The sequence below is a fragment of the Candidatus Symbiopectobacterium endolongispinus genome, from assembly GCF_018777385.1.
In the GTDB taxonomy this organism is placed as follows: Bacteria; Pseudomonadota; Gammaproteobacteria; order Enterobacterales; family Enterobacteriaceae; genus Symbiopectobacterium; species Symbiopectobacterium endolongispinus.
The window spans coordinates 282011-303619 of sequence record NZ_JAFJYB010000001.1 but is presented as its reverse complement, the minus strand read 5'-3'; the positions used below and the strand labels follow the sequence as shown (position 1 = coordinate 303619).

Here is a 21609-nt window from a genome sequence, read left to right as displayed (position 1 = left end):
ATTTGTCAGGTAGTGTACGAAACCGACCGGTTAAATGCCATTGAGTCGCTGGCATTGCCTGACGGCATTGCGCTTTCCGTTCACCAGAACCGTTTACTGAAACTGGCACGCGAAGGCAGGAAAATGAGTAGCCGGGATCTGGCTAAATTCACGGATATCCGCCGTTATGCCTCGCTGGTTTGTATAATATCAGAGGCCAGGGCCACCCTGACTGACGAAGTTATTGATCTGCACGAGCGTATTCTGGGTAGCCTGTTCAACAGGGCAAAACGCACGCAGGCCGAACGGCTCCAGCAAACGGGAAAGCTTATTCAGAGCAAGCTGAAGCAGTTCATTACCGTCGGGCAGGCGTTACTTAACGCCAGAGAATCCGGCGAAGATCCCTGGGCCGCAATAGAAGACGTCATTCCCTGGCAGGAATTCATCAACAGCGTGGAGGAAACGCGGTTTCTGTCACGTAAGGACAACTTTGACCCGCTTCATCTGATCACTGAAAAATACAGCACGCTGCGTAAGTATGCCCCCCGGATGCTTTCCGCGTTGCAGTTCAGGGCTGCGCCAGCCGCGATACAGCTTAGTGACGCGCTGGATACCGTCAGAGAGATGTATCGGAAACAACTCCGAAAAGTCCCGTCATCCGCGCCAATCGGGTTCATCCCAGAAAGCTGGCGAAAGGTAGTGATCACTCCCTCCGGTATTGACCGCAAATATTACGAATTTTGCGTACTTAATGAGTTGAAGGGGGCATTACGTTCTGGCGATATCTGGGTAAAGGGATCGCGCCGCTACAGGAATTTCGATGACTATCTGATCCCGTCTGACGATTTTGAAAAATCACTCCGGGATAATCAGCTATCCCTTGCCATTCTGACCGATTGCCATGAGTACAACCGTATGACGCTTCTGGCATCGCGCCTGGAAGAAGTGAATACGATGGCGCTGGCCGGTGATTTGCCTGATGTTGATATATCGGATAAAGGCGTGAAAATTACCCCGCTGGATAATAGTGTCCCTTCAGCAGCATCCCCTTTTGCCGATCTGGTTTATGGCATGTTGCCTCACCCTAAAATTACTGAAATGCTGGATGAAGTGGACGGCTGGACCGGTTTTACCCGCCATTTCACGCATCTTAAAAATAATCACGTCAGACCAAAAGACAGAAAGTTGTTACTGACCACCATCCTGGCCGATGGCATCAATCTGGGGCTGACAAAAATGGCCGAATCCTGTCCGGGAACAACAAAGTTGTCACTGGAGGGCATTCAGGCCTGGTACATCAGGGATGAAACCTATTCAGCCGCGCTGGCTGAGCTGGTTAATGCTCAGAAAAAGCGGCATCTGTCGGCATTCTGGGGCGATGGTACAACGTCGTCGTCTGACGGACAGAACTTTCTGGTGGGTAGTCACGGGCGTTATGCGGGTCAGGTCAATCTGAAATACGGGCAGGAGCCAGGCGTGCAGATTTACACGCATATATCGGATCAATACAGCCCGTTTTACACCAAAGTGATCAGTCGTGTGCGTGACTCCACGCATGTACTTGATGGTCTGCTGTATCACGAAAGTGATCTGGAAATTACAGAGCATTACACTGATACCGCTGGTTTTACGGAGCATGTTTTCGCGCTGATGCATCTGCTTGGATTCGCTTTTGCGCCAAGGATCCGGGATCTTCATGACAAGCGGATTTTTATTCATGGAAAGGCTGAGCGATATCCGGGACTTCAATCTGTGATATCCACAACCCAACTGAATCTTAAAGATATTGAGACGCACTGGAATGAGGTACTTCGCCTCGCAAGCTCGATAAAACAGGGGACAGTTACCGCATCGCTGATGATGAAAAAACTTGCAAGTTATCCTAAACAGAATGGCCTTGTAAAGGCATTGAGGGAAATCGGACGCATCGAGCGGACACTGTTTATGCTGGACTAGTTCCGAGATCCATCACTGCGCCGACGCGTACAGGCGGGGCTGAATAAAGGTGAAGCCCGGAATGCGCTTGCACGAGCGGTCTTTATGCACCGGTTGGGGGAGGTCAGAGATCTGGGGCCGGAGAATCAGAACTACTGGGCTAGTGGTTTGACGTTGCTGACTGCGGTGATCTCCCTGTGGAATACGGTATATATAGAAAGAGCCATAGATTCCCTGAGACGAAAAGGGCTCCCTATTAATGAACAACTTATTTCTCATTTGTCCCCGCTGGGATGGGAGCACATCAATCTGAGTGGGGATTACGTTTGGCGGACAAACCTTAAGCTGGGACAGGGTAAATACCGTTCGTTACGCTCAGTAGATAGTGGTCTGTACAAAAAATAGGCTTAGCGTAGGATATTTTCCGTTTTCCAAGCGGACCACATTTACGTTGTCTGTAAGATCTGACGTTCCCACCGCCTTTTCTGTAGTGCGTGGCTTTGCCACGCCAGCGGGCGTCTGACGTCGAAGCGATAATGGAATCGATGCGACGGCATCAAACATTTTCATATAGCCAAAGCGGATAATAGCCCCGCGAATATGCGAGCGATCCTGGATAGCGGATTTTGCCTCTTTAGTGACCTCCATAATCTCATCATCAAGCACGTTGAAGTACATGCGAATAGTGCTATCGAAAATCTGTTCGATATTCGAGCGCGCCCAGTCTCGATCGTTAATGTTATGGTATTCACACCACGCATTGATCGACTGATTGAGCATATGTGCAGTGAGGTCTTCCACTATATCCTTACTGTAGGTTTCAAGCAGCGGCGCAGCTTCTACCCAAAATTGTTTATTATCGTTGGTAATGTTTTTTACATTTTTTTAAATGTTTTTTCAGGCTAATGTCAGTGTTGAACTCCTGATCCTCTTTTTTTATTTCAGAACAAAAACGATCGCAAAGTTTTTGATAACGTGCTTTCTCGGATGAGGTGAAATTATTCTCCTTAGTGGAAAGCATGCCTAGCACACTTTTGAATAGCTCACGGTCTTCAATCGTGGTATTGGCATTACGCAACGTTTCGAGTAGCGCTGATTGCGACTGCGTGTGAATGAGTCCGTATACACACCCGACTTTGTCCGGTGCCTGGATGAAATTTTTTACGGCTAGCGAAAGTCCTTCGTTGGTGCAGCCAACCATATTATCAGTAATTGTCTCTGTCTTGGGTAGATCACGGTTCATTCGATTATAAATATCGGCCTGAATATACCGGCCAAAACCTGGACTGACATTTCCAGATGCTCCAATTGTCATAAGGCCTCCACAATAATCAGTAATTAACTAATTTTCTAAAACTGACGACGATATTGTTTCTTACTCGCTCTACATGTTTAGCAACCGCACGCCAACACCGTGCAGGTAATTTCCGCTCTGGGATCAGGTATTCTGGGACGCATCGCGTCCATATGGGCATTGATTCCCGGATTATCAGAATAAACCGGCGCCTCATTATATATCGGAATTCTTCTAAAGTAGCGGATACGGTTTTCTCGTTGATAAATCTCTCTCTGCCTGTCTGTCATTGGAATATTTTTTATTCTCTCAACATTTTTCGGCGTGTTATAAAAATTTTCATAAACATAGTCTTTTACGCCCCATAAATTTGATGTTATCGTCACCGGACTTCGCATCAAATTATAATACGGTGTAGGAAGTTCATTACTGGGTTTTAGTCTGAATTTCATAGATATTAAAAAAGGCTAATTGAATATTAATACGGTGCTTTTAGAACATCTCTGGCACTATCACCTAGCGTACTGATGACACTACTCAGTACTCTGTTTAAATTATCAAACGTGCTGTTCGCCTGACTGTATCGTTGGGCAAAAGATTGCATGTTACTCTGAAAAGCGCTGCCTACAGAATTGAAACTGGCCAGCCAGGCTTGATAGCGTGTGGTCGAAACTTCAGCATATTTGCCATCTTCCGCGCCTGACAAACGCTATTATAGGCATCCATATTAAAGCTGATTTTGCCATTAGAATCATCAACATTGAAAGCCGGTTTGAGCGTCGCCTTCATCTCTTCTTTCTGCTCCTTACTCATCTTACTCCAGTCAGGAACACTGCCAAGTTTATTGTCTTCAATCCACTTATTAAAAACTTTATACCCATATTCTCTGAGATTAGGCTCATCAAATTTTACTGAATTTGCCTCTTTCCCTGAATGGGTTGAGTCGGCGGCAACCTTCTGCACTGTTTTATTATACTTATCGTACATTTCAGTATATTTCTGCAATAAATTGCCATAGAAATCCACGTAGTTGGTTTTAACGTTTGCGATAACTTTAGTAATTTCCGCCCAGAGATCCGCGTAACTGGTACTCGTTGTAAACGGTTTACTTGGACTTTCGACGCTTCTTCGGGCACGATACAGCGTGGGCTCAGGTTCCTCATCAGGGACAGCGGCCTGTGCCTGATAAGCCAAGTTTTCCGATTTCGCCACTGCTGCTTTATTCTTTAATTTATCGTCACGAATCTGCTGTTGAATCTTGTTAAGCTGCGTCTGAATTGCGCACTGTAACGCCGTCAACTGCGCTCTTATGTCATCGGGACTTTCTCCCGATAATTCCGTATTTTGTTGCGAACGACGGATTTCGTCAACGTACCGTAATAATTTATCGCCCGATACCAGATGGGAATTCATATTGAAACGGGTAAGCAACTGCTCAATACTGAGCATTTTCTCATGCATTTCACAAAATGATATTGGCCATTGAATTGGCCTATCCCCCTCCTTATTGTCAGTAATCAGAAATAGCAAAATAGTTTTCACATATTGCAGCGAATAAGCATCAGAGACATCAGGTGTGCCCTGCCAATGCGCTGCTGTGGTATAAGCGTGTGTATCCACGCGTGGAAATGTTGCCGTACAAGCCGTTAAAATCACATTAGAAATAGCCATTTTTTCGCCTGAAATAAAAGAGATAACGACTCAATATAAATAGGATAAAGCAAGGGAATACGCGAATACATTATGCCATTTTGCTGGCAACCGCCGAGACCGCATCATTGTTATTATTAAGAATAGCCAGTAACGCTTGTCGTAAAGCAGATTCACCCTCACTGGATTTTTTGGCCGTTTGCTGATGAACATTATCGACTTCACCACTCACCGTTTGATTTGCTCGCATTATTTCAGCATCTTTGTTTTGCTCGGCAGCAGTAACGCCGAACGATCCCTGTATAATATCATGAACCGCGCGACTGGCTTGCATCATAGCATCAGATTGAATGCGGGTTTTCATCGTTGTATTCGATATTTGTTGATGAGTATCGCGAAGAGTAATACTTTCTGAGTTCAGTTTTGAATGCGCTTGCTTCAAACGCGCGGTAACATCATCCTCGACAGTGATACCTTCACTCACCAATTTATCCATATGGTGCTGTGGGCGGTTTCTCGTCTGTTCTGCTTTTTCGCTAAGCTGGTTGGATCTTTTCAGATTGTTTTCTATTGAAGCCGATTCTGCTTTTAACGATTTTCCCGCTGAGAATGACGATACACTCTGTATTCCCATACTTAACGCTCCGGAAATTATGGCACCGGTCTGGTTTCCTGTGCTGAGCGAACCAGGTGCTGCCCAGTCGCATTCGCCGAAGCCATTGCAACATGAGACCACTGTGCGGCCGATGCATTAAAATGCGCCTCCTGACGATTTAATGACTGCAAAATACTGGTAAACGCATCTAAAATACCCATATTGCCCATCACGTTACTATAACGATAACCGTCAGGACTTGTCGGTGTAATATCTGTCCCCCCATCAACAACGGCATGTGAACGTCCCCGCTCAGCGGTGTGTTCCACCGTATTTGCCATTGAGGTCTTGCCTGCCTTTTCATTTTCACCGCGCTTTGCCGGATTATCTACTCCAGACAGAAGCTGTGCGCTGCACAAGGTAGCAGCCCCCGCAACGACCTGTTCTATTTTATCGATATCTCTTCCTTGCTGGGAATCCATCAGTCTTTGCGCCAATTCGGCTTTAGTATCTGAAGGTATTACTTTATTGGTTGATGCAGGTAGCATCAATTCAACAGGCAGTGCATTGGCATAGGTGCTATTTGAGTCTCCAATACTTCTGGAAGCAGAGGTCAGATCCGCCAAAGAAAGCACCTCTGGCGAACGCAGGGTAAAAGGCTGCGCGGAGGGAGCAGTATTATCCGTATTTACATTCAGCCCGTTTTGAGTTGCGACCGGTGATAATGTCGTCATCGTATTTTTTCAACTCCGTATAAGTAAATATCTCTGTTTTGAAAGTCCCTAATGATAAACAGGACTACCCCGCAACATGTTGCATTTTTCGGGTTATATATTTGCCAGCTTGCATCTGGTTTTCCGCCACGACAGCCATATTTTCAATAATGGCATTTGCTACCTCAATGCGTTGAGTAAAGCTCTCTACCATTCGGTCCATTAGCGCATTTAATATACTCTGCAATGCCAGATCTTCTAACATTTTGGCCCGTAACTTTTCTGCCTCCACTTTATTTACGGCAACAACGATGTCCATGCCGGTTTGCATTGCAACATTAGCGGTCATTGTGACATTTTAGGATTGCTGTACGATATTAATTAATCTGACTCTCTTGATACTCTGAACAGAGACCGAACGCGCAGCTGTTGATCCCAATGACGTAATGAATCGTCCAACAGCGTTGTCCATCATTTTTTGCAACATCCTTTTTACTGCCTCCTTGGTAGATTGCATAATCGCAGTGGAAGACAACTTATCTGCCAATTTACCAATAAGGCTTCCAGCCACCATTGCTGCTGCAATTAATAGAACAACGGCAGTAATTGCCCCCATTATTTCACCTATCATTGCAGCTGTTTCTTTATCAACCCCGAGTGTTTCCAAAATAAATGAATAATATTTAGCCAGCAACTCCATTAGTGGCTTAACGATGTTTTCCATAATAGGTTGCATAGCCTGTTGTATAAAAGACTCGCCCGTTATCGCTTGGTAAACGGCATCACCAGCCGTCAATGCCAACCCGACGGCAGCCAGTGCCAATGATGTCCCCCACAGTGAAAATAGCCGCTGCGAAACCGACAATAGCGATAGCCCAGCCGAGAATTTTACCTACACAGCCCATGGTTTTTTGCATCTCTTCTGCTTTACGCCGCTCAATCTCATATTCGCGCGCTTTTTTTCAGCGTCTTTGGCTGCCGCCTCTGCCAGTTTTTGCTTCAATGCAGAACCTGCCTGTAAATCCTCACTGGCGCTTTTATTAATGAGTTCAGCAACGATAGCCAGTAAATAACAGAGACTTTTTGCATCTTCATTTTGCTGTTTCCGCTTGTATTCAATAACGGAAATTTGCTGTGCAGGTACTGCCCCCAGCAGGGTTTGCGCTTGTTGCTTGGTGTTTTCCAGAATCGATCTACTGGCAATTTCTGCCAGGCGAGTAGACTCCAGTCGGTTTTTTAGCGCATCCTCATACTGGGCCACAGACCGCTCTTTGATGTTATGTGCCTCGGTAACAGCGCGCTTTGCTTCCTCTATTTTCTTGCTTAACTCTGAGGATAGCGCACCGTTCTCTTGTAATTCCTGATCTGCCTGATTGATTTTGCAAAAACTGCAGTTGCTTCTGTGCATCGGTATAGGTGCCCTTCGCAGCGGCAACCTGCTGTTTTAACCCATCAACCAGTTTCTGCACCTGCATCAACACATCACTGTCATCGGCCCATTGTTGAGCATGCTTCTCTAATTCATCGGCGAGCGCACGGTATGTCTGAGAATGTCCCTCTAATTGCGCATTGTAAATTTTCAGTTGATCAACCATTTTCTGTAGTGTCACATCGCCTGTCAGCTGATTTATTTTGCCTAACAAGCTCGTCATACGAGCAGATGCGGTCAGCGAAGCCTCAGGATTGTCTACGCCCGATGCGATTTGGGACAATGGAGATAATGGAGATAAAGCAAAAGGCTCGGATGCCAATTGCGGTTTATTGGCATCTTGTGGTGTCCGGATCTGAGCAGCGTTTCCCTGCAATGCGTTAGTGGTATTTTGCAAAATGGCATCCAGTTGCTCTGGCCGTAACAGTTTCATCGCCACTGCAACAGAATCTCGTTGCGGATGCTCACTCAGCCCCGCCTCACCAAAACGCTTGATAGCTGTGCTCTGTTTTATTAATTCAGTGCGATGAGTTTCAAGGTCACCGCCGCCAGAGAATGCAAATGCCGCAGAAAAACCATCAATAGCTATGTTCATTATTCCTCCCTATTAGCATCCTCTTTTTGAGATCCATTTTCTTCGTTAGCATCCATGTCTTTTAAGGCGGCCAAATAAGCCCGTGCCTTCTCTGTCAAACTTACGTTGCTGCATTTTTCAGTGACAATATCAAAACACTTACTCGCCTGAACCGAGCGACAAAGCATCAGGTTGCACTGCCCAGCGTAGAGCATAGGTCGATAGTCATTTTCTGACGGCGAATATAATAACGCATAAAAATCAATGATTTTCGAATAATTCTTTTTGAGTTGATAAACCGCAGCCAACCCCATTGCATATTCTGGGTTATAAAAATCGTAGATACATAAAAAGCGAAAAAGGGATTCAGCGTCATCTAACTTTCCCATATGGTAAAAGTCATAAGCAAGCTTATAAACATCACTCATTGTTTCATTAGATACGCCATGAACATCTTTTAACGTTGCACCATTATGAACGGCATCCATGAGTTGCTCTGAATAATTTTTGAGCAAGGTTTCCTCAACCTCATCACACAATTCATTTTTAGCATCCATTACCTTTTTAAAGCTCATTTTGGACCTTCCATATTATTTATAAAATGGAAAAATGTTAATACAACGACAATTCACCGAGAATGCAGATAGTAATGAATACAAGTACTATCATACTGTTCCCTAATGAAGCACGGGTACAAAAAAACGTACTATTGTTTCTTATCACATAATTCCCCTCCAGAATCTTCCAATGGCGATTCTTGAGAAACCTCGCCATCAAACTCATCACTATCATTATTCCCCTCAAATGCATCCAATTCTTCAAGCTCAACACGGCGCAGCCATATCAATATATCCATAACAGCCATAAGCGCATCATCATTTATTGAAATAAAGCTATATGCAGTGTAGCTACTATAAAGTTTCCTTGCCAACTTCACGTCACGAACAACCGGTATCCCTTCTTTTTCTGCATAGGCAATTGCCGCCTGTGCCTTCATGTTTGAGCATCGCAAAGATATAAACGGCAAATAAGCCACATCCATATTAAAATAAATAGCGACTGCAATATGCGTTGGATTCGCCATGACTACTTCTGAGTTTCGGATTGCAGTTTGCTCTTCACCTGAGAGAATTTCATGGTGTGCGCGACGTCGAGCTTGCTTAATTTCAGGATTACCATCCAACTCTTTTCGCTCTTGTTTTACCTCATGCTTATCCATCTTCATCTCTCTGATATAGAGAAAGTACTCAACAATGAATTCCGCCAACAAAACCAGCAACGACCAAAGGATAAAAAACAATATACTTTTTATTGTGACGTATACCCAATAGGGAATTAATTGCATAAGGGTGCCATGATAAACTGAAAGTATGTTTTTCAATTCGTTAACGATAATGGTATAACAAGTTCCAAACAATACGCCCAGGTACAAAAACGATTTCACAAAATCTTTAGCGGTCCTAAGGCTAAATATCCGTTTAAACCCTTCAATTGGGTTGAGTGCTTTGAGATTTAAACGTAAAGCTTCAGAAGCTATTGTAAATTTAGTTTGCAATAATGTTGTAGCAAACCCAACAACACACAGAATGATAAAAGGCAAGCACATCTGCAATAAAATCAGAACCAATTGAGTACTATACGAGATAACCGTCATCTTATTATTATATAACAAGGCAATACTGTAGAGTTCGATCAGCGGGCCAAAATCCATACTGCTTCCCAAGAAAAAAACACCTGGAATTAATACCACCGTTGCAACAAGATCCCGGCTGCGAAAGGTCTGTCTTTTTTTTTGCTGAATCACGCCTTTTCTTTTCTGTCGGTTTTTCTGTTTTCTCAGTCATACCGCTTTCTCCCTGACGTCAAATAAAAAAGCGTTGAAACGCCTGTAAAGAAAAAAGAGGTAATGGTTTTTCAGTAAATGAATTGAAGCCATAGAGCAAGAAGACAGAAAAAGCGATGACGCTTTTGATGGTCAGTGAGAGTGAAAACGGATTAAGCTGCGGGCAATAACGTGAAAAAACACCTAACAATACTTCTGACAACATCATGACAATGAGTACCGGTGCCGCCAGCATGATGCTACCTTGCATTAACATCAACAATAGCTGGCCGGTTTCGTTAATGTTCATCTCACTCAACTCACTTCCTTTGGGCAATACCCGGTAACTTGCTGCCAATACGTCAACCAGCGAACGCATACCGCCTTGAGCAAAAAACATCGCACCAAAGGCAAAATTGAAAAAGCCAGAGAGAATGGAACCTTGAACACCGTGCACTGGATCGATGCTATCACTTATCGTCGCGCCGCGTTGGTTATCGATAAGCTCCCCTAGCGCCATCACAATCCAAAAAGGCAAGCAAAGCGTTACTGCCAAAACCAGGCCAACAACAAGTTCTTTTACCAGTACTATTCCTCCCCCCAGATCAGAGTAACGGGACTCGCCTCAACGCATGGCCATAAGCCGATAATCACAAGAAATATCGCTGTGTTCTTTACGATAAGATTCGCCAATATCCGCTCCCCTAAAATGGGCAACATATAAAAAACAATAGCCATGCGGGCATAGGCAAGCATTAAAATCATGACATTATGTTGAAAATACAGATAAAGATTAGTGAACAACATAATTTTATTTCTCACTGAAAAGCCATTGAAAACACTTGGTATGAGAAATAGAGCATCTCTGCCGAGAACCAATCAATCAGCATGAATAAACTGGCAAATACGGCCAATAACTTCACCCCGAAAGGTAACGTTTGCTCCTGTATTTGCATTACTGTTTGAAATAAACCAACAACAATCCCGACTACTGTTGCAAAAGCAATAGGCACAGCCGTTAACTTAAGTACCAACAATAATGCATTATTACCAATAAAGAGGATGTTATTCATGATGTCATGAGTTCTGTATATTTGGTAATTAACCCCTTGGTTAACAGGCTCCAGCCATTCATCGCGACGAATAGAATCAACTTGATCGGGATAGAGATCGTGATGGGGCTCATCATCATCCCGAGTGCTAACAGAATACTGGAAACCACCATATCAATAACAACAAATGGCACGTAGAGATAAAATGCAATTTTGAAAGCGTTTTGAATTTCGCTCAATGCATAGGCTGGCATCAGCGTCATCAACGGCAATGACTGCACTTCATGTTCTTCCAATTGAAGGGCATTATCTTTGTTACCCAACTGGATATTGTAGAAAAAATAAATAAGATCGCGGTCAGAGTAATGCACCAGATAGTTTCCGTAGCTACCTAATCCTTTATCCATAAACAAACTAACTGACTGCATATCATTGAAATTGATATTATTTTGCTCAACGAATTTAAGCATGTTCTGGGTTACTGGCATCATAACAAAGGCGGTCATGATCAATGCTATGCCATTCAGTGTTAACGTTGATGGCACTTGCTGAATCCCCAACGCGTTACGAACCATGATAAGTACGATAGAGAATTTTATAAAACAGGTTCCACCGGCAATAATAAAAGGTAACAATGTAAAGAATGAAAGCAGTATAATTAATGAAACGTCATTACTCAGCATATATTGCGTCCGCTTGCCCTGTTACCGCGCCATTCATACTATTTACCTCTATAGCTAATGAGCCGTCATCCAGTACAACTAACTCACCGCGCGCAAATAGCTTGCGATTCAGATAAATTCTAATTTTTTTCCGCATTGCTATTTAACGGTAACTGCGCACCTGGCTGTAAATCATCCAATTCGCCGACCGTGAGCGACACACTATCTAATACAAACTCAATATTGATGGGCAAATTCATCCATTCAAATGTTATTTCATCTTCTTATCGTAGTGCATCGTCTGAATCTGCAATGTAAAACTCCTCCATAAAAACCTCCAAGTCCTGAGTTAAACAAAAATGTGCAATTGGACAATGTTCAATAAGCAGCATGGGATCGTAGTGTTCAATACGCATCACATCGCCTTTGACCATCGTCACCAGTTGTGCCAGTGGCAAGCGAGTACTGCCCAACACATAGCGCAGAGTAAAGGGAAGATGCTCAAGCCAGGGACGGGAAATCAATAGCGTCTGGTCTTGATTCTCCGGCCAGTCACAGCACAGCAATGAACATGGGCTGGCAGGTACACGCGCCAGAGAATCTGGCAACGATTTTGCTGGAATAGCGACCTGTTGAATTACCCACCGTTTATTTGCCACCCACCAATCAGGCTGGTGATGGCACAGCCAGCGGGAAAGATAGCCAAGCGGCACCTGTTCCCACGCAATACCAGGCAGTTCACACCCGCTTGCCGCAGCCCACTCATCGGCATCAACCCATGCCTGAGCACAATTCTGTTCCTCATCCTCCAGATCGAGGCTGAGGTAACGACGCAAAGGACTGGGTAGCGCGATTTCACTGCCCGGAATAGGCAGGGCTGTTTCCCTGGTGACATTGACTAGCCGGGTACTTCGACGCAACCGTTCCCGCACATTCATTATTGTTCCTCTTCCTGTTCTCTCTGCTGCTGCCCTTGCTGCTGTTCATCTCCCGCGTTATCGGGAAGTAGTATGTGCGGAGCCTGCTTTGGCCAGTGATCAAGTTGCCGGGCTAACGCTTCGGAGGCGCGCACATCGGACGGTTGCAGAACTATTGCGCTTTCAAACAGGCTGTCACGCTGTAGCGACACCTTGACAGAGTGTTCGCCAAACCAACGCTGGAATTGGTAACTGATCTGCACCGTTTTATCGTCTCTAGCGTCGCCAAGGCGCAGTGCATTCAACCTTTCTCGCTGTGTAATCGTGCTAAAGGGTGTGCTCATGGGCTCATTCCGCTGCTAATGGTGTACATTAGCTTGGGTATTGACTTGGGTATTGGCTTTGGCATTGACTGGCGAACGGAACGCGCTGTATTGCCCTCTGGTGTCATGCGCAGGGCCAACAACAAGCACAGATTCCACTAGGGGTTGCACATCGACAGCAGAGGGTGTGTCAAATACCGTGACAGACTCAGTCATATCAGGCACCTTGCTGCCCCGTTGCTCAAAGTAGGGAATGACGCCGAATTGCCCCGTGGCTTGTAATGTTGTGTTATTGACTGCGACGGGCCCACATCATGTGCTGTAGCGTGATACGCTATAGAGGGTGAAACGGCAAATCACGCCGATGCATTTCCTGATCGTGTAACACATTTTTTTTGCCTTTTTCTTGCACTGGCGCGCCGCTCTGCTTCAAGCTCAACGGCTTGCCATACAGAATTTCAGTGTAATAATGAAAATACATAATCGTCTCTGAATGTTGTGTTTCCTTGTTTTTCTTTTTCTCTGCTATTTTCTCAAGGGATATTTCACTTTCAGAGTCGGTTTCTGATGAAGTCTGGGTTTTGATTGATGCTTCACCCGTTTTTATCTCCATAACTCACTCTCTCCTCAATATCATTTTCAGTATTGGTATCTGCACGTTGAAGTTGATTACGTTGCACACATTGAAGATAGCGTGCAATATTGCGGTGTCTTTTTTCACACCCCATTATCACGCTCTGACATTGTTCAATTTTTTGTTTCTCGATATCAGCATCACTCTGCAAATCAATAATGCGCTGAGCAATATCTTGCTGATTACTCATCAATACCCCCTGCTGCCGGATGCGTTGATACATTTCACTGCGACTAAGCACCCCTGGCGACATCAACTGAGCAATCTTCATACTTATTGCTTCATGCTCCCTATGGCATTCGGCAATGGCGGAACAAAGCTTATCCAATAACGCTTCACTCTTTTTTTATCATGTCCGGCGCGATGTTTTTATGTTCCAGTAAAGCTAAGAAAGCATTTCATTTACGCCAGGCATGCGTAAAGTTTATCCAAACATGTTGTTATCTCGATTTTCTGCATCATGTCCTGTTTGAGAAAAACCTCCATCAACTCCTTTTTATTCAAAGCTATATCGTTTTCAGCATTCTCTCCAGGCTGGTATTCCCCCAAGTCCAGATACAGTTGCATATCTCGCTGCCGAAAAAGCAATTCTCGAAAACGTGCTGTGGCACGCTGTTGCTCTGATTGCGTAATATGAAAAAATACGCGACTGATACTTTGTAATATATCAATCGCCGAATAATGCGCTTGAGCAGCCAACCTTTTACTCAGATAAATATGGCCATCGAGAATAGAGCGAACTTCATCGCCAATAACATCCGGTTCCTCTTCGTTCTCAATCAATACCGTATAGAAGGTCGTTATTGAACCGTGCTGAAAACGTCCTGGCCGCTCCAACAACTTGGGTAATGCTTCAAATACTGAGGCGGGATAACCGCGTCGGGCTGGCATTTCACCCATGCTGAGTGCTGTATCACGCAATGCACGCGCGTAGCGGGTTATTGAATCAATAAATAGCAGAACATGCTTTCCTTTAGCGCTAAAATATTCAGCCACCCGTGTCGCTATCTGCGCGGCATTATAACGTTCAATACAGGATCGGTCTGATGTGGCGTAAACTAACACCACTTGCGATCTGCGCGGAGATTGCTTCAGCATTTCGATAAACTCGGTAACTTCACGCCCACGTTCTCCAATCAGACCAATAACATAAATATCCGCCTCGGAATGTTCAATCAACATGCTCATCAGCGATGTTTTTCCACATCCAGCAGAGGCGAAAATACCCATGCGCTGACCCAAACCACAAGTGAGCAACCCGTCAATAGCACGAACGCCCGTCACCAGTGGCGTATCAATAGGCCTGCGCTGGGTAAAATACTTGGGTTCTCCCTGCACCTCCAGCACGTACTTCACGCCGGAATCGCGCAACGCGTTGTTATCAAGTCGAGCGCGAACATTTCCCATCGCATCAAGAACAGCGCCAGCAATATCCGTCATTTAACGCAATCTTGAATGGTTTACCCGTCGGATAGAGCACATTGCGACGAGAAAATCCCTGGTTATCATTTAGCAGGCTTAATAGCGTACATTCGTGATTAAAACCAATAACTTGAGCGATCCATACTCGTGTTGAATCCTGAAGGGAGCACCGCACCTCACACACCTCGCCAATATAAGTGCCAGGTAAATAGGCCTCTATGACATTTCCCTGTATTCTTACAGGGTGAGCAAGATGGACAAAGTTTTGCGCGACCATGGGTGCACTCCCGTCATTAATTTAATGCTGTGCGATACTGCTGCAACACCGTTAAAAAGGTATCCAGCATCTCCATAAATGCGGACGCTGAATCACAATGTTTTTCTTTTACCTGAGCGCGAAGATCTAAACTATTATCAATCTGATATAAACAGGGTTGCCCCGCATGAAAGACTTCTTAATTGTGAGCCAATAACAATGGGAATAGATTGGCGCTGCAATAACTCAGGGTAGAAAGATTGACTTCACCTAACTGTGCCCAAACCCAAATTTCCTCATCATTACTCTTGATATGGATAGTGGGAATATCATCTTTCATATGCAACGATATCGTAGAGTGATTATTCAGATCTTTATTAAGAACCTCTGACATCCCCACTTTCGCTAAAATCTCGGTTAGCAACGCAACAACATCATATTGCATAATTCACCCGTTAATTTTGTAGTAAACCAATAACGTCAATGTCCACGCTTTGTGAAATCTCACCGAAGGAGAGCACATCCATTTCAGGATAATGTTCTTCAACCAACTTTTTCACAAAACACCGAATATCAAGAGACACCATTAAAATAATATCCCTGGCATTGACTCCGTTGCCATGAATACTTTTTTCTAAGCAATTCATAATTCGCTCAGTTTCTGGTGGTGGCAAATTGATAAAGGTTCCCCTAGACGTTTGCCTGATACCATTACGTACCACCGCTTCCAACTCATGCGACATAACAAATGCACGTATTTTCCCTTCCGTAGAAAAACGGTTTGATATATAGCGAGATAACACACCACGCACATGCCCCACTAACATAATGGGATCCTTTTCTTTCGGGGCCCACTGTACCAACGCCTCAAGAATTAACCTCATGTTCCTGATAGAAATACGCTCTTGTAACAAACGTTGAAAAACTTCAGTAATACGCTGAACGGTATTATTTCTGTAACACTCTTTGAGTGGTTCTGGATACTTTTTATCAAGATCGTCAAGGAGTATTTTCGCCTCTTGGATACCGAAAAACTCGGTAATATTTCTCGCCAGCAGGGTCGATGCACAGACGTAAAATTCATCCTGTGCACTGCGCGTATAAAATTCAAGACTGTGAGCTTTCTTGCATTGATCTTCCGGGAGCCAATAGGTCTTTACTTGATTAATTTCATTGACCTGAACATTGCTGTCCAAAACCTGGCACTCATCGCCACGTAGCAAGATCTTATGCATACCGGGAAAAAGTGGAAAACTGGCAGCTTCAATCTCATTAATTAAAATGACTATAGTATTTTGTGGTGTGTCTTTTTTATAATTCATCACCACATCAGGTAAACGAACACCGTATTCAATAAAAAAGTGACGTTTTAAATATGATGAAAATGCATATTGGTCTACTATTTTTTCATGTCCAGAAAATACGGTAACGATTAAAGGAATGGTTTCTGGGATAAACTCACCGTCGATCACAACAGGTTTCCCTTTCTCTTCAACGTCGTTCTCTTTCTGATCTGAACGTGATGCCACCGCTTCTTGTTGTTTCTCTTCTCGTCGGTGTTTGATATAGAGCCCAAACAGCAGTGCGGCCAACAACAGAAATACTGATAATGGAAAACCGGGCAACAAACCAAGTGCAATGGCAAGAACGCCGGTAACCACCAGTATAAATTTATTGGAAAACATGTCCCGGATGATTTTAGATCCCAGATTATTATCTTCGCTATTATTTACACGCGTAACAATCAAACCACCGCTAATAGAAATGAGGAGTGCGGGTATCTGTGCTACCAACGCATCACCTACCGTCAACAGCGTATAGACTGAAAGTGCTGTCGACATACTCATTCCATGTTGCATCATCCCAACTGAAATGCTGCCCAGCAGGTTAACAAAGATGATGACGATCCCTGCGATTGCATCACCTTTGATAAATTTCATCGCACCATCCAGTGCGCCGTAAAGTTGACTTTCAGCCTCCAATACCGCTCGCCGCTGCCTTATTTCATTTTCGTCAATCACTCCGGCTTTGAGATCGGCATCGACGCTCATTTGTTTTCCAGGCATGGCATCAAGAGAAAAACGTGCCGCCACCTCAGCGATACGTTCAGAACCTTTAGTAATAACAATAAATTGGACGATAGTGACGATAAAGAAAATCACAAAACCGACAATGAGGTTGTCGGCAATCACAAATTCCCCGAAACTGGCAATAATGTCCCCAGCATCGGCATCCATCAACACTAAACGACTCGTACTGATGGATATCGCCAATCGAAAAATGGTACTGATTAATAAAATGGCAGGAAACGATGCGAAATCGAGAATCCTATTAATGTAAAACGATCCTAAAAATATCATCAATGCCATTGTTAAATTAAAACCAATAAGAAAATCGACCACATACGTAGGCAAAGGGATAATTAGCATCACGACGACAAGAATCATTATCACCAAGATAATGAGTTCAGGGCGGTTTCTAATTTGTAGAATAAAGTTCTGTAGCATCATATTTCAATGTCATGTCTATATCAAAGTAGTTATGCTTTACATCAGGTGTAGTAATCAGACCACGGACCTTTTCGACGCTCTTTATCATGAAAAGAGGTAAGCAGCGAAGAAATAAAATTCAATAGGTATTGCCGACACTCCGGGTCAATGTACATTCTTTCTGGCTAGCTGAATCACTGCTGCACGTTGCGTTAACAGTAAACGCCGCATAAAATCATGGTTAAAATTATAAAGCAAATTTTCAAATTGATGACTTGCGACAATGCCATTAAGGTAAAGTATGACTATATCACTTTCATCCATTTTTTATTTCATTTTTTAAACTCTCACGAAACGGCAGCGTAGAAAATCGTTCATTCAACAGTAAATCCAAAGTATGAATAGTTCTGGCATCAGATAACCGATCGCTTAACGGACCAAACTCATCAAAATGGATACCTGGCTCACTTGATTTCATATCGGCAATAAGCGCATTCATGGTAAAAGCTAATAAACGCTGCCGGTTATGACATCCGTATTGTTCTATCCAGTCCTGATAGATAAAGCTGCCTGGCAGGTCTAATTCTAAAAAACTCAAGTAACAGTCGCGTAAGTCCCCAGCAGATAAGCTCTCTTGACCTTCCATGCTGCTAAAACGCTTTACAAGGCGGCCAATATTTATGCCGGAACGCATTTTCGGGCAATCCGAGAACTTTTCGAGCTCGGCCATCGCCTCTTTTATTCTCTTCTTTTGTAACGCAGAAAGTTGACGATTAAGCATAAGCTCACGTAATGCCAGCATTAGGTCACTGTCATTAGGGAAGAGGCTTCTGCCATATTTTAACAGCCCATCTCTGTTCAAGGACAATCTGGACACTTGCTTAATCAAGGCATCGTGCTTTTCGTCAGCCTTCTCTTACAACATGGAAGAAAGAAAGTCATTCTCAATATTGTCGTTCCTGCGGCCCATTCGTCTAAAACGACCAAATGTACTCAGCACATCAGCAAATTCTTCGGCTGCATTACTGATCTGCTCTTGCAGATTCTTTACTGGCTGGTGCTCACTCTCCTCACTGGTGACAGACACCTTTGACTTGTTGTCTTCCTCCCGAAAATCCATTCGCAGGAGGCTTGCTCGTCCAAGCGGAGGTATCGCCATCTACATGCCTTGCCGTTTGTTCATAAATTGCCGCAACATGGTGACCGTTGACTGCAATGTTGCTGTATCCTTACCGGAAAGATTTCGACCCAGTACCGGGTTATTCTCCCAGCGCCCTTGCCAGGTTTCGCCATAAGCTAACAAGCGTGGGATGAATAAGAAACAGCCGTACCATGTTTCTATGGCTGGTATAGGTGTAATCAAACAGCTATCCCACTAGTGGGATATCTTTTAGCAATGGAATACCAGCACTTCGCAACTCATCCTGCTCGCGACTATAAACACCAATTAACAGACTGTAGCCCATCGGAACACGGGCTGTGGTGCTGATTTGCGTATTGTTCACAACAGGCAACGTGTCAATACTCTCCATGACACCATTAGCCAGCGGTATTTTTCCATCTTGGATATTGAGTATCATCTCAATTTCCTGACTTTGTTTTCCTAAACGAGGAATAACACTGATCATCGTGCCAAATGTCACTTTCTCTAATAATGAATAACGTTCTCCCAATAACCGGGTGTAGAAACTACTATTATTATCAAACAACGCAGGGACATTTTCCTGAGTAAGAAGCTCTGGCCGGGAAACGACTTGTGCATTTCCCTTCTCAACCAGCGCAGTGACTTTTGTAAGAAAATTCATACTGCTTGCTGGATTCAATGCACTTGTAGCACCATTAAAGTTAATACCAACATTTCCTATACTTGCCTGACCTTGCCAAACAACCCCTAAGGTTTCTACATCATTTTTCGAGATGTCGATAATCCATAAAGAGAGTTGGATTTGCTGTTTGGCAATATCTATAGCACGAATAAGATCGTCCACAAAAGCGACCTGTTTTTCACTCCCCTGGATCAGTAAGCTATTAGTATCGGTATACGCCACAATATTTATTGCATTACCTTCTACGTCGCTGTAGACCTCATACTGGCGGGCTCGCTGGCCATAATTACCCCCTGATAACGGGAGTAGATTTCTCATTTGGCGAACATACCCCCCTTGGGTATAGCGCATATCATTTTCAACGGCATCGGGTTCACCGGATAGAATTATATTCGCACTATTATAATTCCTTCTGTTGTTAAGCAATTTATTGAGTACTGTAGCCACACTAGGAATAGTTATTGGTGTATCTCGCAGTGAAAATTCCCGATCGTTAACAAAGGTATTTTTCAACTTGATTACCTTGATAACATTCTCTCCTGCACCTGGCTGAGAGTAAGTACTATCAATATACTTTGCTGCTGCGGCTACGAGATCAACATAAACTGGCGGCCCCGACAAATAAAACTAACCAGGACCACTGTGAGATCGGGGTGGAAAACGGTCGTCATATAATCCCGTCGATTGTAAATAGGCCTCAAGACGATTGAATGAAGCATAGGCCAATTTAATGACACGACTCTGCATCTCATTGACATCGTAAACATAAATCGAACTGCCATCGTCATACCAGATTAAGGCTATCCGGCTTGATAACACATTTAATAATTGACGTGGGTTGGTCAAATCAAAATTACCTGAAATGCGTTTTTTAGCAGCTTCTGCGCTGACAATAACAGGTTTTTTTAATACGCCACCAAGCACATAAAAAAGTTGCTGCACACTATTATTAGCAACATAAGTCGTAGTATTATCAGCTGAAAAAGCGTCCCTGCTGTTTATTGTATCATGTGGTGTCATGCTCTCTATCGGTAACGCACCCGATACAGGAAAAACCATGCTGATTCCTATAACAACCCCTAGTAGATAAAAATCCATTTTACCTATTCTATTCATTCAGAAAGCCTTCCAAATTCTTGAATTCCCGAGGAGTTATACCAAAAAGCGTTTTGATTTCTGTGGGGAAATGGGACGACGATGCATAGCCGTTATTCCAGGCCACGGTCGCAATCGACTCATCATTCTCAATCAGTTGCAACGCATTGTATGCAGCTCGCCACATTCTGAGCTGTTTTTTCGGTCCACAGGTAAAAGCGTTATAACAAAGCTTTCTGAAATAAGATTCTGAGACACCATATTCTTTATAGGAATTATACAGCTTATGTGACTTCATGCTTTTACTGTTATCAAGAACTTGATCCAGCAAAAACTGAGCAACCCAGTAGCTCTCAATACCGCGAATGAAATGGCACAGTTTATTGATAACATCTGTGTCGCTGATAAAGTCACGACAAAAAACCAAATCCATAAAACTCATTTGTGCGTTATCAATGACTGCGCAGAAGATTTTTTCTGTTTCGAAGAGGACTTTATGTTGTAAAGGCACGGCATTCGCCCCCCCCCCCACATAGTCGAGAGGACTCTTTAAACCTATATTCAGTGAAGGCTAAAAAGGTCGCCAACTGGGTAATCAACGATCGTCCTACCAGCCATTTGCCATGAAGTGATAACTCAATAGCACTGTTTGACACCAATACCGCAGACTGATCTCCCGTGAAGGTGACGCGTTCCCGACTATTCATTATTGAAAAGGTGAATGTCGACTCTGGGGTTAATGGCCTGATAAAGAATAATGAGTCATTAACCTTAAAGGTCTCATCCGTGATAACTGAATCTTCAATCATTGCATTATAACCAGGAGTGTATTTACAATTTTGGAAGCTTGTATTAGTGGCAATACTCTTATTCTGAAGCTCTCTAGACATAGTGACCTCTGTATAATTAGCATGACATTTATAGAAAATTGCGTCAGCCATA

The 21609-nt window shown here is 43.8% G+C and carries 28 protein-coding genes and 3 pseudogenes; 1 reads left to right on the top strand and 30 read right to left on the bottom strand.

What is annotated here, in order from left to right:
* Nucleotides 1–9: 9 nt before the first annotated feature.
* Nucleotides 10–2319 (top strand): annotated as a pseudogene (locus JZM30_RS01535) (Tn3 family transposase); the annotation flags it as partial.
* On the opposite strand, the gene JZM30_RS01530 reads toward JZM30_RS01535, so the two are convergent.
* From JZM30_RS01530 to JZM30_RS01395, 30 genes and pseudogenes are all read right to left on the bottom strand, one after another.
* Nucleotides 2290–2715, bottom strand: coding sequence for a hypothetical protein (locus JZM30_RS01530; protein ID WP_252317333.1), 426 nt, complete (start codon nt 2713–2715; stop codon nt 2290–2292). The pseudogene JZM30_RS01535 and the gene JZM30_RS01530 overlap by 30 nt on opposite strands.
* A 55-nt stretch (nt 2716–2770) precedes the next feature.
* The gene (locus JZM30_RS01525; RefSeq protein ID WP_252317332.1) at nt 2771–3229 is read right to left on the bottom strand and encodes a hypothetical protein; all 459 of its coding nucleotides are present in this window, start codon (nt 3227–3229) and stop codon (nt 2771–2773) included.
* A gap of 457 nt (nt 3230–3686) precedes the next feature.
* A complete protein-coding gene (locus JZM30_RS24215) occupies nt 3687–3914 on the bottom strand; it encodes an IpaD/SipD/SspD family type III secretion system needle tip protein (protein ID WP_367115803.1) in 228 nt (75 codons plus the stop codon).
* The gene (locus tag JZM30_RS01520; RefSeq protein WP_252317331.1) at nt 3833–4879 is read right to left on the bottom strand and encodes an IpaD/SipD/SspD family type III secretion system needle tip protein; all 1047 of its coding nucleotides are present in this window, start codon (nt 4877–4879) and stop codon (nt 3833–3835) included. Before JZM30_RS01520 ends, JZM30_RS24215 begins: the two co-directional genes overlap by 82 nt.
* Before the next feature lie 70 nt (nt 4880–4949).
* Complete coding sequence (locus JZM30_RS01515) at nt 4950–5492, bottom strand: hypothetical protein (RefSeq protein ID WP_252317330.1); 543 nt, start codon at nt 5490–5492, stop codon at nt 4950–4952.
* Between the two features lie 17 nt (nt 5493–5509).
* Nucleotides 5510–6187, bottom strand: coding sequence for a hypothetical protein (locus tag JZM30_RS01510; RefSeq protein ID WP_252317329.1), 678 nt, complete (start codon nt 6185–6187; stop codon nt 5510–5512).
* A gap of 64 nt (nt 6188–6251) precedes the next feature.
* The gene (locus JZM30_RS01505; protein WP_252317328.1) at nt 6252–6485 is read right to left on the bottom strand and encodes a hypothetical protein; all 234 of its coding nucleotides are present in this window, start codon (nt 6483–6485) and stop codon (nt 6252–6254) included.
* A 39-nt stretch (nt 6486–6524) separates the two neighbouring features.
* Complete coding sequence (gene sctE / locus JZM30_RS01500) at nt 6525–6989, bottom strand: type III secretion system translocon subunit SseC family protein (protein WP_252317327.1); 465 nt, start codon at nt 6987–6989, stop codon at nt 6525–6527.
* Nucleotides 6949–7083, bottom strand: coding sequence for a type III secretion system translocon subunit SseC family protein (locus JZM30_RS01495; protein WP_252317326.1), 135 nt, complete (start codon nt 7081–7083; stop codon nt 6949–6951). The genes sctE and JZM30_RS01495 overlap by 41 nt, the downstream gene beginning before the upstream one ends.
* Nucleotides 7059–7427, bottom strand: a complete 369-nt coding sequence (locus JZM30_RS01490) for a hypothetical protein (RefSeq protein ID WP_252317325.1) — start codon at nt 7425–7427, stop codon at nt 7059–7061. Before JZM30_RS01490 ends, JZM30_RS01495 begins: the two co-directional genes overlap by 25 nt.
* Before the next feature lie 16 nt (nt 7428–7443).
* Nucleotides 7444–8190, bottom strand: a complete 747-nt coding sequence (locus JZM30_RS01485) for a hypothetical protein (protein WP_252317324.1) — start codon at nt 8188–8190, stop codon at nt 7444–7446.
* The gene (gene sicA, locus JZM30_RS01480) at nt 8190–8744 is read right to left on the bottom strand and encodes a type III secretion system translocator chaperone SicA (RefSeq protein WP_438801458.1); all 555 of its coding nucleotides are present in this window, start codon (nt 8742–8744) and stop codon (nt 8190–8192) included. Before sicA ends, JZM30_RS01485 begins: the two co-directional genes overlap by 1 nt.
* Nucleotides 8745–8875: 131 nt before the next feature.
* Nucleotides 8876–9973 (bottom strand): EscU/YscU/HrcU family type III secretion system export apparatus switch protein, encoded by a 1098-nt coding sequence (locus tag JZM30_RS01475; RefSeq protein WP_252317323.1) that lies wholly within the window; start codon nt 9971–9973, stop codon nt 8876–8878.
* A 58-nt stretch (nt 9974–10031) separates the two neighbouring features.
* Nucleotides 10032–10547, bottom strand: a complete 516-nt coding sequence (gene sctT / locus JZM30_RS01470) for a type III secretion system export apparatus subunit SctT (RefSeq protein WP_438801457.1) — start codon at nt 10545–10547, stop codon at nt 10032–10034.
* A 262-nt stretch (nt 10548–10809) separates the two neighbouring features.
* The gene (gene sctS / locus JZM30_RS01465; protein ID WP_252317322.1) at nt 10810–11064 is read right to left on the bottom strand and encodes a type III secretion system export apparatus subunit SctS; all 255 of its coding nucleotides are present in this window, start codon (nt 11062–11064) and stop codon (nt 10810–10812) included.
* Nucleotides 11061–11726 carry an EscR/YscR/HrcR family type III secretion system export apparatus protein gene (locus tag JZM30_RS01460; RefSeq protein WP_252317321.1) on the bottom strand — a complete coding sequence of 222 codons (666 nt, stop codon included), beginning with the start codon at nt 11724–11726 and terminating at the stop codon, nt 11061–11063. The genes sctS and JZM30_RS01460 overlap by 4 nt, the downstream gene beginning before the upstream one ends.
* 119 nt (nt 11727–11845) lie before the next feature.
* The gene (locus JZM30_RS24210; RefSeq protein WP_367115802.1) at nt 11846–11965 is read right to left on the bottom strand and encodes a FliM/FliN family flagellar motor switch protein; all 120 of its coding nucleotides are present in this window, start codon (nt 11963–11965) and stop codon (nt 11846–11848) included.
* Between the two features lie 24 nt (nt 11966–11989).
* On the bottom strand, nt 11990–12643 hold the full coding sequence (locus tag JZM30_RS01455; protein ID WP_252317320.1) for a hypothetical protein: 654 nt from the start codon (nt 12641–12643) through the stop codon (nt 11990–11992).
* Nucleotides 12643–12966 carry a SpaN/EivJ family type III secretion system needle length determinant gene (locus JZM30_RS01450; protein WP_252317319.1) on the bottom strand — a complete coding sequence of 108 codons (324 nt, stop codon included), beginning with the start codon at nt 12964–12966 and terminating at the stop codon, nt 12643–12645. Before JZM30_RS01450 ends, JZM30_RS01455 begins: the two co-directional genes overlap by 1 nt.
* Before the next feature lie 15 nt (nt 12967–12981).
* Entirely contained in the window at nt 12982–13161 is a 180-nt protein-coding gene (locus tag JZM30_RS01445) for a hypothetical protein (protein WP_252317318.1), read from the bottom strand.
* Nucleotides 13162–13279: 118 nt separating this feature from the next.
* Nucleotides 13280–13558, bottom strand: coding sequence for a hypothetical protein (locus JZM30_RS01440; RefSeq protein WP_252317317.1), 279 nt, complete (start codon nt 13556–13558; stop codon nt 13280–13282).
* Nucleotides 13539–13907 carry a SpaM family type III secretion system protein gene (locus JZM30_RS01435; RefSeq protein ID WP_438801456.1) on the bottom strand — a complete coding sequence of 123 codons (369 nt, stop codon included), beginning with the start codon at nt 13905–13907 and terminating at the stop codon, nt 13539–13541. The genes JZM30_RS01440 and JZM30_RS01435 overlap by 20 nt, the downstream gene beginning before the upstream one ends.
* 74 nt (nt 13908–13981) lie before the next feature.
* A pseudogene (gene sctN, locus JZM30_RS01430) lies at nt 13982–15278 on the bottom strand (type III secretion system ATPase SctN).
* A gap of 178 nt (nt 15279–15456) precedes the next feature.
* Nucleotides 15457–15702: an InvB/SpaK family type III secretion system chaperone gene (locus JZM30_RS01425; RefSeq protein ID WP_252317315.1), complete on the bottom strand. Its 246-nt coding sequence runs from the start codon at nt 15700–15702 to the stop codon at nt 15457–15459.
* 10 nt (nt 15703–15712) lie between these two features.
* Nucleotides 15713–17764, bottom strand: coding sequence for an EscV/YscV/HrcV family type III secretion system export apparatus protein (locus JZM30_RS01420; RefSeq protein ID WP_252317961.1), 2052 nt, complete (start codon nt 17762–17764; stop codon nt 15713–15715).
* A 298-nt stretch (nt 17765–18062) separates the two neighbouring features.
* On the bottom strand, nt 18063–18635 hold the full coding sequence (locus JZM30_RS01415) for an HrpJ domain-containing protein (protein ID WP_252317314.1): 573 nt from the start codon (nt 18633–18635) through the stop codon (nt 18063–18065).
* Nucleotides 18636–18662: 27 nt separating this feature from the next.
* A complete protein-coding gene (locus JZM30_RS01410; RefSeq protein ID WP_252317313.1) occupies nt 18663–18905 on the bottom strand; it encodes a hypothetical protein in 243 nt (80 codons plus the stop codon).
* A pseudogene (gene sctC, locus JZM30_RS01405) lies at nt 18906–20688 on the bottom strand (type III secretion system outer membrane ring subunit SctC).
* Nucleotides 20681–21178, bottom strand: a complete 498-nt coding sequence (locus JZM30_RS23755) for a helix-turn-helix domain-containing protein (protein ID WP_252317312.1) — start codon at nt 21176–21178, stop codon at nt 20681–20683. Before JZM30_RS23755 ends, sctC begins: the two are co-directional and overlap by 8 nt.
* Nucleotides 21162–21608, bottom strand: coding sequence for a hypothetical protein (locus JZM30_RS01395; RefSeq protein ID WP_252317311.1), 447 nt, complete (start codon nt 21606–21608; stop codon nt 21162–21164). The genes JZM30_RS23755 and JZM30_RS01395 overlap by 17 nt, the downstream gene beginning before the upstream one ends.
* Nucleotide 21609 lies beyond the last annotated feature (1 nt).